The sequence below is a fragment of the Gordonia sp. NPDC003504 genome, from assembly GCF_053587995.1.
Map to the genome: position 1 here is coordinate 236,057 of NZ_JBSFPC010000002.1, position 12,636 is coordinate 248,692.

At 67.3% G+C, this 12,636-nt stretch carries 11 protein-coding genes; 2 read left to right on the top strand and 9 right to left on the bottom strand.

Features of this window, described 5'->3' with window-relative positions:
* Positions 1 to 15 precede the first annotated feature (15 nt).
* The 3 genes from purF to ACWDPV_RS05290 form a co-directional block, all read right to left on the bottom strand.
* Complete coding sequence (purF, locus tag ACWDPV_RS05280; RefSeq protein ID WP_348804750.1) at positions 16 to 1,599, bottom strand: amidophosphoribosyltransferase; 1,584 nt, start codon at positions 1,597 to 1,599, stop codon at positions 16 to 18.
* Between the two features lie 221 nt (positions 1,600 to 1,820).
* Positions 1,821 to 2,606 carry a hypothetical protein gene (locus ACWDPV_RS05285; RefSeq protein WP_348808748.1) on the bottom strand — a complete coding sequence of 262 codons (786 nt, stop codon included), beginning with the start codon at positions 2,604 to 2,606 and terminating at the stop codon, positions 1,821 to 1,823.
* A gap of 67 nt (positions 2,607 to 2,673) precedes the next feature.
* Entirely contained in the window at positions 2,674 to 3,066 is a 393-nt protein-coding gene (locus ACWDPV_RS05290; RefSeq protein ID WP_348804748.1) for a sterol carrier family protein, read from the bottom strand.
* Between the two features lie 78 nt (positions 3,067 to 3,144).
* Here ACWDPV_RS05290 and ACWDPV_RS05295 point away from each other — a divergent pair, with 78 nt between their 5' ends.
* A complete protein-coding gene (locus ACWDPV_RS05295; protein WP_348804747.1) occupies positions 3,145 to 4,653 on the top strand; it encodes a glutamate--cysteine ligase in 1,509 nt (502 codons plus the stop codon).
* On the opposite strand, the gene ACWDPV_RS05300 is transcribed toward ACWDPV_RS05295, so the two are convergent.
* The 4 genes from ACWDPV_RS05300 to ACWDPV_RS05315 form a co-directional block, all read right to left on the bottom strand.
* Positions 4,613 to 5,149, bottom strand: a complete 537-nt coding sequence (locus ACWDPV_RS05300) for a hotdog fold domain-containing protein (RefSeq protein WP_348804746.1) — start codon at positions 5,147 to 5,149, stop codon at positions 4,613 to 4,615. The genes ACWDPV_RS05295 and ACWDPV_RS05300 overlap by 41 nt on opposite strands.
* A 153-nt stretch (positions 5,150 to 5,302) precedes the next feature.
* Positions 5,303 to 5,674 carry a hypothetical protein gene (locus ACWDPV_RS05305; RefSeq protein ID WP_348804745.1) on the bottom strand — a complete coding sequence of 124 codons (372 nt, stop codon included), beginning with the start codon at positions 5,672 to 5,674 and terminating at the stop codon, positions 5,303 to 5,305.
* A gap of 17 nt (positions 5,675 to 5,691) precedes the next feature.
* Positions 5,692 to 6,936, bottom strand: coding sequence for a PepSY-associated TM helix domain-containing protein (locus tag ACWDPV_RS05310; RefSeq protein WP_449742065.1), 1,245 nt, complete (start codon positions 6,934 to 6,936; stop codon positions 5,692 to 5,694).
* Between the two features lie 201 nt (positions 6,937 to 7,137).
* On the bottom strand, positions 7,138 to 8,235 hold the full coding sequence (locus tag ACWDPV_RS05315) for an NAD(P)H-dependent amine dehydrogenase family protein (RefSeq protein WP_449742066.1): 1,098 nt from the start codon (positions 8,233 to 8,235) through the stop codon (positions 7,138 to 7,140).
* Between the two features lie 74 nt (positions 8,236 to 8,309).
* On the opposite strand from ACWDPV_RS05315, the gene ACWDPV_RS05320 reads away from it, so the two are divergent.
* Positions 8,310 to 9,137, top strand: coding sequence for a glycerophosphodiester phosphodiesterase (locus tag ACWDPV_RS05320; protein WP_449742067.1), 828 nt, complete (start codon positions 8,310 to 8,312; stop codon positions 9,135 to 9,137).
* On the opposite strand, the gene ACWDPV_RS05325 is transcribed toward ACWDPV_RS05320, so the two are convergent.
* Both ACWDPV_RS05325 and purL read right to left on the bottom strand, forming a co-directional pair.
* Positions 9,118 to 9,876, bottom strand: a complete 759-nt coding sequence (locus ACWDPV_RS05325) for a hypothetical protein (RefSeq protein ID WP_449742068.1) — start codon at positions 9,874 to 9,876, stop codon at positions 9,118 to 9,120. The genes ACWDPV_RS05320 and ACWDPV_RS05325 overlap by 20 nt on opposite strands.
* A gap of 219 nt (positions 9,877 to 10,095) precedes the next feature.
* Positions 10,096 to 12,402, bottom strand: coding sequence for a phosphoribosylformylglycinamidine synthase subunit PurL (purL, locus tag ACWDPV_RS05330; RefSeq protein ID WP_449742069.1), 2,307 nt, complete (start codon positions 12,400 to 12,402; stop codon positions 10,096 to 10,098).
* Positions 12,403 to 12,636: the final 234 nt, after the last annotated feature.

The following is a 12,636-nucleotide window of genomic DNA, read 5'->3' on the forward strand; positions in this document are numbered from 1 at the left end:
CGGTACCCGAGCACCTCAGGGACGCATCACGGCACTGACGTTGTCATTGGACGCGACCAGCGGATCCGTCCTGACATCGCCGGCGGCGTTGGCGAGCATCTGCTCGAGGACCGCCTTGCCCATCGAGGTCTCCTTGGGCAGTTCGATCGGATAGTTCCCGTCGAAGCAGGCCGCACACAGCGCAGATGCCGGCTGATGAGTGGCCGCGATCATCTCGTCGGTGCTGATGTACCCCAGTGAATCCGCGCCGATCGCCTGCCGCACACCGTCGACCATGTGCTCCTCGGACTCCATGCCGTTGGCGATGAGTTCGGCCGGCGACGCGAAGTCGATGCCGTAGAAGCAGGGCCAGCGCACCGGACTCGACGCGATCCGGACATGTACCTCGGCGGCACCGGCTTCGCGCAGCATCCGGATCAGTGCCCGCTGGGTGTTGCCACGAACGATCGAATCATCCACGACGACAAGCTTTTTGCCGCGGATGACCTCTTTGAGCGGGTTCAGCTTGAGCCGGATACCCAGTTGGCGGATCGTCTGCGACGGCTGGATGAAGGTGCGCCCGACGTAGGCGTTCTTCATCAGGCCCTGACCGTAGGGAATGCCCGATTCCTGCGCGAACCCGACGGCGGCCGGGGTGCCCGACTCGGGCACCGGGATCACCAGATCGCCCTCGGCCGGGTGCTCACGCGCCAGCCGACGGCCGATGTCGACGCGCGCGGAGTGCACGGACCGGCCGTGGATGACGCTGTCGGGGCGGGCGAGGTAGACGTATTCGAAGACACAGCCGCGCGGCGTCGCATCGGCGAATCGGGTGCTGCGCACCCCGTCGGCGTCGATGGCGAGGAGTTCACCGGGTTCGATGTCGCGGACGAAGGAGGCGCCGACGATGTCGAGGGCCGCGGTCTCCGAGGCGACGACCCACCCGCGGTCGAGGCGACCGAGTGACAGCGGCCGCACACCGTGCGGGTCACGCGCCGCGTACAGCGTGTGCTCGTCCATGAAGGTGAGGCAGAACGCACCGCGCAGCGTCGGCAGCAGTTCCATCGCCGCCTGCTCGAGGCTGCTGTCGGCGGCGCCGTGGGCCAGCAGCGCTCCGACGATGTCGGAGTCGGAGGTGGCCGCGGTGCTCTTGATGCCCAGTTCGCGGGCCCGGCTGGCGAGCTCGGCGGTGTTCACCAGGTTGCCGTTGTGGCCCAGCGCCACACCGGTCCCGGCGTCGGTGGTGCGGAAGATCGGCTGTGAGTTCTCCCACGTCGTCGATCCGGTGGTCGAGTACCGGCAGTGGCCGATCGCGACGTGGCCGACCATCGAGCCCAGCGTCTGCTCGTCGAAGACCTGACTGACCAGGCCGAGGTCCTTGAAGACCAGCACCTGCGAGCCGTCGCCGACGGCGATACCGGCGGCTTCCTGACCTCGGTGTTGGAGCGCATAGAGCCCGTAGTAGGAGAGCTTGGCGACGTCCTCACCGGGGGCCCAGACACCGAAAACGCCGCACTCCTCGCGCGGCTCGTTCTCCGGTTCGTCGACCGGTGCACCCGCTGCGCAGGCGTGCGGCGTGGGCGCCAGCAGATTTCTGCCGGCTATGGACTGCTCGGTCATCGACGAACTCCCTGGGGCTGGGCGGGTCTACTCATCGGTCGGCATGCACGCGTCACGATGGACGACCACTGGACGATCCAACGCGACATCGGGCTGGGAGACCCTCACGAGTCTACCGGCCGGTAGACCCCGATTTCCAACCGTGCAGCGCCGCGTCGCCCGGCAGTATTCCCGGCTCGGATGCTCCCCGCTCGGATGCTCCAGGCTCAGATCCTCCCGGCTCAGATGCTCGAGGTGCGATGCCTCACAACCTCACCGCCGCCGATTCGCTCGACCACCGACAGCCCGGCCCCAGGACCGAACTGCACAGGACCGAACTGATCGACGGCTCGGCGCAGGCGGTCCGGTGAGAATGCCGAACCCCGAATCCGTACCCGATAGGGCAGGTCGGTGAGCACCTCGTCGGCCCGGATCGGCATCGGTCCCGTGGTGAGCACCGTGCCGGGATGCAGACTCAACCCGATCTCCACCACGTCCGATCGTTCATCCCGGGTGTAGACGACGGCCGCGACCGCCGACCATCGCACGGTGTGCCAGCGCATCGTGATCGCCTTGTCCGTCATCGCGAACAGCGTGCACATGTTGAGGGAGATCCAGATCCCGGCCATCACCGGGAGGGCGAGCACGGTGCCGGTGGCCCGCAGCGAGTCCGACTCCAGCGGGCCGACCGCCATCAGCACCGCATACAGCAACAGATAACCCGCAACCGCGGCCACCACCAGCCAGATCGCGCTGCTCCGCAAGGCGACGCGGTAACGCACCCGCGACATCGCCGCACGGGCGACGACCGCGAGCAGCCCACAGACGACCACCAGGACGACCAGGGCCAGCTGCGCCACCGGGGAGTTCGTCTTCGGATCCGCCACGAACAGGGCGGCGATGATCGCCCAGATCCCGGTGAACATCGCGCAGAACAGTGCGACCTTGGCCCACCGTTGAGCTGCAAGGTGGGCGGGCCGTCGAGCGGCGGGGGTCGTCACTCCTACTGGGCGCTGCTGGTACGACATCTCGTGACTGTGACACGTCCGCGCGTCGGAGTTCACATCCCGGTCATTCGGCCGACCGCGCGGCGGGTCACGGCTGCATCGGGATGAGCGGCAGCCACCCGGCCACCTCGGCGGCCCGACTTCCCGACGCACTCACCGCACCGGAGTCGACGAGGTCGTCGAAGGCGGCGTCACCGATCACCAGCAGCAGCCATGATCGCGGATCGGTCTCGACGACGTTGGGTGGGGTGCCGCGGGTATGCCGGGGTCCGGCGATGCATTGCACCGCGACGAACGGCGGCACCCGGACCTCGACGGAGTTTCCCGGCGCGATGTCCTCCAGGGTCCGCGCGGTGAGCCGGACGGCTGCGGCCAGATCGGCGCGTGCCGGGGTGGGCAGCGTCGTGTCGCGTAGCCACGGCGTCACGGCCACCACCGCGGCTCGCGCCGCGACGGGATCGATGGGTTTACGAGCGGGCACGCCTGACATGATGCCCCCTGCGCGTGGCGACGCCCGATTCGTCCCCGCCACGCCGCTCGCTCCGGCAGGATATTTGCCATGGGGACCGACGTCACCGCCCAACATTTCACCGGCGCGGATCGCGTGCGTTTCCGACGGCAGGTCAGCCGCGGGACCGAGGCGATCGCGCGCATGCTGTCCGACGGTCTGTTCACCGACCACGGGCAGCCACCGGAGCCGCTGCTGGGCATGGAGGTGGAACTCAATCTCGTCGACGACGAGATGAATCCGGCGATGGCCAATGCGGAGGTCCTCGACGCCATCGCCGACGAGGACTACCAGACCGAACTCGGCCAGTTCAATATCGAGATCAACGTCTCGCCACGGCCGTTCACCCACGACGACACCCTGTCGTTGGAGCAGGGACTGCGCAGTTCGCTCAATCGGGCCGAACAACAGGCGGCCCAGGTTTCCAGCCATCTGGTGATGGTCGGCATGCTGCCCACATTGCACACCGAACACTTTGCCCACCAATGGATTTCGGCGAACCCCCGGTATGATCTGCTGAACCAGCAGATCTTCGCCGCCCGCGGCGAGGACATCGAACTCGACATCACCGGCATCCCCGTCGCCGATCATCACAGCAGCGAACGCCTGCACCTGACCACCGATTCGATCCTGCCGGAGGCGGCGTGTACCTCGCTGCAGCTCCACTTACGGGTCGCGCCAGAGGATTTCGCCGCCCACTGGAACGCCGCGCAGGCGGTCGCCGGGGTTCAGGTCGCACTCGCCGGCAACTCGCCGTTCCTCGCCGGGACCGCCCTGTGGCACGAGAGCCGCATCCCGGTCTTCGAGCAGGCCACCGACACCCGGCCGTTGGAGCTGAAGAATCAAGGCGTCCGCCCGCGGGTCTGGTTCGGCGAGCGCTGGATCAACACGATCTTCGACCTGTTCGAGGAGAACACCCGCTACTTCCCGGCGCTGCTGCCGGTCTCCACCGATGTCGACCCGCTCGCCGAACTCGACGCCGGCCGTATTCCCACGCTCGACGAACTGCGGCTGCACAACGGCACCGTCTACCGCTGGAACCGTCCCGTCTACGACGTCGTCGACGGTCAGGCGCATCTGCGCGTCGAGAACCGGGTGCTGCCGGCCGGCCCCACCGTCGTCGACACGATGGCGAATGCGGCGTTCTATTACGGCGTGGTGCGTGGCCTCGTCGAGGCCGACCGGCCGTTGTGGTCACAGATGTCGTTCAATGCGGCCGCGGAGAACCTGCATTCCGGCGCGCGCGCCGGACTCGATTCCCAGCTCTATTGGCCCGACGTGGGATGGGTTCGCCCCGCCGAGCTGACGCTGCGCAGGCTCCTCCCCCTCGCCGACGACGGGTTACGTGCGTTCGGCGTCTCCGGTCGCGCGCGCAACCGCTACCTGTCGGTGATCGAGGGCCGGTGCCTCACCGGCCAGACCGGGTCGGTGTGGCAGCGGCGCGCGGTGGCCGCCCGCGAGGATGCCGGCGAGAGCCGTTTCGACGCGCTACGCGGAATGCTGCGTGACTATGTCGCGCTCATGCACGAGGGCGAACCGGTGCATTCGTGGTCTGACTGATCACCGCATCGTTCGGGTTGGCGGGTCGCACCCGGTGACGGCCGTGCCCCTGCGCCACCACCCGGCGCTCGACGTGCATCGACGCGGCGGTGTAGACACGGCGACCGTCTCGATGACTCACCCAGGCGCTCAACGCAATCGGAGTATCGAGCGGCACCGGACGAATGTAGTCGACGTCGATTCCGCAGCGGTCGGCGACCAGCCCGAGTGGCATCAGCGCGGCGGTCACGAGTTCGTCGAGCAGGGACAGGACAGCACCGGCCGAAGCGAACCCGGCGGACGCCGCGGGAGAGTCGTGGAGCGCAACCCAGCCCCGCAGACCGCCGGGCACACGATCCATCGCAATGCCCGATGCCGTCCGGATGGCCGGTTGCGTAGCGCCCGCCGGCACGTCACCACGATGACGGTTCCCCGGTACCACCGGACACCGGAAGTCGAGGGTCTGCGCGACACCTTCTCGCACCGTGTGCGGCTGCTCGAGCACGCGATCGATCATGCCCTCACCTCTCCAGGGAATAGCGGCGCCACCGAGAATACGATGATTGCATTCCGCGTATTGGCGAAATGGCTTTTCCCGCCGGTCGAAATGGCATCGCGAAATCGGATTCCGGAAATCGCCCCGAGAATCCCGACCGTGTCATGTCAGGTCTCAGACGCCCGGCACCGCCGTCAGCCACACCGATTCGGTACGCCAGCACACGAAGGCCAGCAGCGCCAGGACCACCGCCCGCACCAGCGACGCACTCCGCGGCCCGAGATGTCCGGTGGCCGGCACCGCCACGGCGGCCAACCCGAGCGCGGTGGCGGCGTATCCGGCGAACACCCCCGGACGCGCGGGAAGCTGATTACCGATGAGCCACAGGAACATTCCGCCGGCGATCCACGCCGTCACGGCCACCGCGACGATGGTGGTCACCGTGGGGCGCCACCGCAGGTGCGCAACGCCGGTGACGCCGAGGACCGACGCGACCGCGGCCAGTGCGCATGCGGCCGTGATGATCAGCGCCACCGAGGGATTCATCGCTGCGTGATGACCACTCAGACGCCGACCGGCTCGGCTGCGGAGCCGGCACCCGGGGTCTCCGGGCGATCGGTGCCCGCCGACCTGCGCGCGCGGGCGGCTAGCCGTCGACGACGGTTGGTGCGGTTGCGGATCTGCCAGGTGCTCAGGCCGGTCAGCAGCAACAGCAGCGGGGTGAGTCCGAAGCCGAACCACAGTGCGCGCCACCATCCGTTGACCGCATGCCCGTAATGCAGCATGGGTTGCGCCCACTGGTCGGCGATCCGGTTGGACAGACTCCGGGGCGCTCCGGAGAACTCCTTGATGATGGTCGGGTCGTGCCCGTCGATGCCGAGTTCGCGGTTGCCGTGGTAGGTCGGGTTGGCGGCCCACAGATCGGTGTCACCCGCGAGGACATCGATGGAGTAGTACTCGGCACCGTCGGAGGGCATTCCCACCCAGGTCGCATGCGATCCCGGATAGTGGGCCTGGGCGGCGGCGAGCGCGGTGTCGAGCAAGATGAGCGGGCCGGTGGCCTCCGAGGTCGGCATGTCGTAGGCGTCGTCGGCCGGTGCCACCCCACCGGTCGCCGAGTACCAGACCTTGCCGACGCCGGGGATCTCGAAGTTCATGCCGGTGAGTCCCCAGATCAGCAGTGGGATGGCGGCGACGATACCGATCACATTGTGCAGATCCGTGTCGCGGGCGAACCGGCCCTTCCCGATTCGGACACGGAATCCGTTGCGCCACTTGCGTAATCCGGGATACCAGATGACGATGCCGGAGATCGCGAGGAACACCAGCAAGAGACCCATGGCGCCCAGGATCACCGCACCCCAGGTCATGTCGGCGGTGAACCAGACCCACTCGGCGATCACCGACGGCTGGGCGAGCCACGCGACGTACCCGGGATACCCCTCGCAGGTCAGCCCGCAGTCGTGGAGATTGACCATGAATCCCCAGAAACCGCCGTCGATGTCGCCGTGCCCGTTGACCTTTCCGGTGCCGGCGTCGACGAACCAGGTACCCGCACCCGCGTCGTCACCGGTCAGGAAGTACACGCCGCCCTTGGACGAGATGTAGGCGGCGTCGAAATCCGGGTCGGCGGCGTGCACGGCCGCGATGGCCTCGGTGAAACCCACCTCGTGGCCGGTGTCGGTGGTGGCGAACAGTTCCGAGTTGGCGGCGCGGACGAGTTCGGGCTGGTACACCAGGATGGCCCCGCTCGTACACACGATCACCAGCAGCAACCCCAGCACGATCGACGTCCACCGGTGCGTCACGATCAAAGCGCGGCGAACGGGCTTTCGCTTCACTCGACGCCGCACACGCTGCCGACGATTGGTCACTGCGGGCGACTCGACTAGCTGCTCCGTGGCCATGGCGCCTGAGGCTAGCATACCAAACCACCGAAGCGACGGGCTTCGGTTATGTCCGATTAGACCGAAATGCGTTGTGGAGCAGGAGAATAGTGCTCCCCCACCTCACCTACCGGCAGGTGCCGAGGTGCGCGTCACCAGGCCGGCACCGGTGATCAGTGGCAGATCGAGTGCGGTGATCAACCCGGGCTCGGCGTCCACCACCGCCGCGACCGCATTGACCAGTCGCTGCGCGGTCACGATCATCCCGGAGACGTTGTGATCGCCGAACTCACCGTGATGGGTGAACTCGACCTCCATCGCGGGTTCCCCCGCGATCAGGATGCGGTACGCCCCATCGCCTTTGGCCGGGGTCGGCCAGTCCGGACACTGATCGGGATGGGTGCGTGTGTAATGCTCGAGAACGATCCGATCGATCCCATCGACCTGGCCGACCACCTCGAAATGCAGTGCGGCCATGGACCCTTCCGGAATCTCCACCGACACCGTCGAGTAGTCGCGATCGGCGGCAACGCGTTCGACGCGCTCGACGAGCGGTTCGTCGAGGTGCACGCCCAGACCGGCGGCGAGTTGTCGTACGACACTCCCCCACGCCATCGAGAGGACACCGGGTGCCAGCAGCAGCGGGGTGGAGTCCATCGGCTGTCCGAAGCCGAAGATGTCGCGCATCACCACCGGCTGGTAGTACGTCGAATAGTCGGCGATCTCCAGACACCGGACCTCGTCGATCCGCTGCGACAGACTCGCCATCGCCAGCGGCAGAGCATCATTGGCGAATCCGGGGTCGATGCCGTTCACGTGCAGACTGGCGCCACCGGCGCGCGCCGCGGACTCGATGTTCTCGACCATCTCCGGCGGGAGAATGCCGTGCGGGAACTGCAGGACCACCGGACCCGACGAGACGACGTTGATGCCGGCACGGACGAACTCGGTGAGGTCCCCGATCGCCTCGACCACCCGGTCGTCGGTCATGGCGGTGTGCACGATCGCGTCGGGTTGCAACGCGAGTAACGCGGCCCGGTCGTCGGTGGCGATCACGCCGAGCTCACGACCGAGACCGGCGAGGTCACCGGCGTCACGACCCACCTTCGCCGGATCGGACACCCACACCCCCACCAACTCGAGATCCGGATGCGCGTCGATGCCCGCGATCGCATGCCGTCCGACGGTTCCCGTCGACCACTCCACCACTCGCAATGCCATGAGAGTCAAACTAGAACACGTTGCAGTTCTGTGCCGGGCTTTCGTCGAGCCGGTGGGCGTAGAGTGCTCAAGCGATGTCCGCGTCAGCACCCATCGCCCTGCGCCGAGATGGCCACACCACCCGCCTGAAATGGCATCGTGCGCGTCGGCGGGCCAGTGATCCGCCCTTCACCGCGCGCCGGATCGTCGAGGGAATGCGGGCCGGGGCGAGCGTGGAGATCGACCTGGTGCTGAACGCGGACCGCGGCTGCACCGTCCTGCACGACCGCTTCTTGAACACCGCCACCACCGGAACCGGCGCCATCGCCGACACCCCCGCGACCACCCTGCGCACTCTCTGTCTCCGCGACAACGACGCAGGGGTCCTCGAGGACCAGCACGTGCTACTGCTCGATGACCTGGCCGGTCTGCTCACCGACATGCACCCCGATGCGATGCTGCAGTTGGACTTCAAGGAGTCCGCGGCCGATCTCGATGACGTCGCGGTGGCGGCCTTCGCCGAGGCCGTCACGCCGTTCGCCGGCAACGCGCTGCTGTCGTGTGGCGACGCCGAGGCCGTGCGCATCCTCACCGACGCGGTCCCGGCACTACACGTCGGCTACGACCCGTGCCACCACGGCGCGGTCGACCGCGTCCTGCGGTGGCGCACCTATCGACGGTTCGTCGACGCCGCGATCGAGGCGTCACCCCGCGCGGAGGTGATCTACCTCGATCGCCGACTCGTCTTCACCTGTGCGGACCGGGGATTCGACCTGATCGCCGCGTTCCACGCCCGCGACCGCGAGATCGACGTGTACACCCTCGGCCGAGCCGACGATCCCGACATCGACCGGGCGTTGGCGTTACGTGCGGATCAGATCACCACCGACGACGCCGACGGCGTCATCGCGGCGCGGCGTTGAGCCACCTGGTCGTCGGCGGGATCAGCGCGAGAACGATGGTGACGATCGGGAAGATCAGAATGAGCAGCCCGACGATGCCCGCTCCCGCCGCGTAGCCGGCACCGTAAGCGCCCCCGGCACCGATCCCGGCGGCAACGGTGACGATGACGTCGAGGATCTGGAACGCGACCACGAGTCCCGCGCCGATCACCACCAGCAGTCGCCCGATCTTCTTCTGACGCAGGAACAGAATGCCGCCGGTGAGCAGTAGCGCCAACACGGCCAGGTAGATGATGATGCTGATCGACAACAACACAACGGTGGCACCCGTTTGGTAGTAGTCATCGGAGGCGAACACCCAGATGGCGATGACGAGAGACACGAGCATGTGCAGCGCGCCCAAAAACGCCAGCACCGACGCCGCGATTGCCGTTCCGCGGGACACCGGCTGGACGTAGGGATCACCGAACGGATTCTGCGGGTATGCCCCCGGGTAGGCGGCCGGCTGCTGCTGACCCCATGCCGGTTGCTGTCCGTACGCGGGCTGCCCGTAGGCGGGTTGGCCGTAGGCGGGAGGTTGCTGACCATAGGGCGAGGCCGGCGGCTGCTGGCCGTAGGCGCCCGGCGCGGGCGGTTGCTGCCCGTATCCCGGGTACGACTGGGCACCCGGATGCGACTGCGCGCCCGGCTGCCCGTAGGCGGTCGGCTGATCCCAGGGTGATTGTGCTCCCGAATCGCTTCCGGACGGAGGTGTTGTCATCTGTTGTGCCTCTCAGCGATGTCGTCAGGACTGTAACCATCACGACAGTGCAGCCCCGGTTCATGTCGTCTCATCGAATCACACGGACCGGCCAGCGTCACACCCCGCGCAACGACCGCACGTCGACGTAAGCCCACCAGCTTCCCGCGCACTCGTTTACTCCCCGCGTAACGATATCGGTACGCGGGAAGTAAATGAGTGCGCGCGAAGGCGAGGTCGTCAGCCGAACAGCCCCGGCAGCGTGCCCTCGTAGACCTGGCGCAGTTCATCGAGCGTGACCTCGAAGTGGTCCTGCACGCTCACCGCGTCGCTGCCCTGATCGACGACGCCGATGCGGGTCCACGGCATGCCGCGGGCGTCGAGCATCGCCGAGAATCGCGACTCCTCAGTGCGCGGTACGGCGACGACGACACGTCCGGTCGACTCGGAGAACAGCCACACGAACGGATCCGCACCTTCGGGAAGCAGGATGCGGCAACCGGTTTCGCCGGCCAGGGCCGATTCGACGACGGCCTGGATGAGACCGCCCTCGCTGAGATCGTGGGCGGCGGAGATCAGGCCGTCACGGGAAGCCGCGGTGAGAATCACCGACAACAGCTTCTCGTGGTCGAGATCCACCGACGGCGCGGTTCCGCCGAGGTGATCGTGGGCGACCTGCGCCCAGATCGACCCGTCGAACTCGTCGCGGGTCTCACCGAGCAGGATCAGCGTCTCGCCCGGTTCGGTGCCGAATCCGGTCGGGATGCGGCGGGTGACATCGTCGATGACACCGAGCACGCCGACCACCGGGGTCGGCAGGATCGCGGTGGAACCGGTCTGGTTGTAGAAGCTGACGTTGCCTCCAGTCACCGGGATGCCGAGTTGCGCACAGCCGTCGGCGAGGCCACGGACGGCCTGCTGGAATTGCCACATCACGGCCGGGTCCTCCGGCGATCCGAAGTTGAGGCAGTTGGTGACGGCCTTCGGGCTCGCGCCCGACGCCGACACGTTGCGATAGGCCTCGGCGAGAGCCAGCTGTGCTCCGCGGTATGGGTCGAGGAAGGTGTAGCGACCCGACGCGTCGGTGGCCAACGCGATTCCGCGACCGCTCTTCTCGTCGATGCGGATGACCCCGGAGTCGGCGTTCTCGGCCAGCACGGTGTTGCCGCGGACGTAGCGGTCGTACTGCTCGGTGATGAACTTGCGACTGCACAGCGCCGGCGACGCGAGCATCTGCAGCAGGGTTGCGCGCAGCTCGTCGTCGGTGGACGGCCGGGCCAGCGACGACGTCGACGACGCGGTCACGTCATCCTGCCAGTCCGGGCGGGCGACGGGACGCTCGTACACCGGACCCTCGTGGGCGACGGTGCGCGGCGGCACGTCCACCACGGTGTCGCCGTGCCAGGTGATGACGAGGTTGTCGCCGTCGGTGACCTCACCGATGACGGTGGCGAGCACATCCCACTTGCGGCACACCGCGAGGAAGGCGTCGACGTTCTCCGGCGTGACGACCGCGCACATGCGTTCCTGCGATTCGCTGGAGAGCACCTCGGCGGGGGTCATGCCGACCGCCCGCATCGGCACCTTCTCCAGCTCGATGTGCATGCCGCCGTCACCGGCCGACGCCAATTCTGATGTGGCACAAGACAATCCGGCGCCACCGAGATCCTGGATGCCCACCACCAGTCCGGCATGGTAGAGCTCCAGGCAACATTCGATGAGCACCTTCTCGGTGAACGGGTCACCCACCTGCACACTCGGCAGCTTCTTACGGTTGGGCCCCGATGTACCGTCGTCGTCGAAGGTCTCCGAAGCCAGCACCGACACGCCGCCGATACCGTCGAGGCCGGTACGCGCACCGAACAGGATGATCTTGTTGCCGGTGCCCGACGCGAACGCCAACTGCAGGTCCTCGGTGCGCAGAACGCCCGCGCACAGCGCGTTCACCAAAGGATTGCCCGCATAACTCGCGTCGAAGACGGTCTCGCCGCCGACGTTGGGCAGGCCGAGCGAGTTTCCGTAACCGCCGACACCGCGGACCACGCCGTCGAGGACGCGACGGGTGTCGGGGGCGTCGGCCGGGCCGAAACGTAGCTGATCCATCACCGCGATCGGACGGGCACCCATCGCCATGATGTCGCGGACGATGCCGCCGACACCGGTCGCCGCACCCTGATAGGGCTCGACGTAACTCGGATGGTTGTGCGATTCGACCTTGAAGGTGACCGCCCAGCCGTCGCCGACGTCGACGACGCCCGCGTTCTCACCGATGCCGGCCAGCATCCCGGCCTTCATCTCGTCGGTGGTGGTCTCGCCGAAGTAGCGCAGATGCACCTTCGACGACTTGTAGCTGCAGTGTTCGGACCACATCACCGAGTACATGGCCAGTTCGGCGTCGGTCGGGCGGCGGCCGAGGATCTCGCGGATGCGCTCGTACTCGTCGTCCTTGAGGCCGAGCTCACGGAACGGCTGGGGCAGATCGGGGCTCTCGGAGGCGGTCGAAACGGTGTCCACGGAATGCGGCGCGGCGCCGGTCTGATCACTCACCAGGCCATTCTAGACAGTGCACCAAACCGACGCTGTTCGGCGATGAGTGGTGCTGTTCGCAAAATTCGTCCGGGGTATTCGGTGGAGCGATGGGCGACCGGCGAGGCGGCGGAGTGAGCGATGACAGCGTCATCGTGATCGACGACAACGCAGTCAGTCGTTCATCGCTCCACCGAAGACCCCGACGAAGGTGCGGACAGCACCACTATGCTGTCCCGATACTGCGCGGGCAGG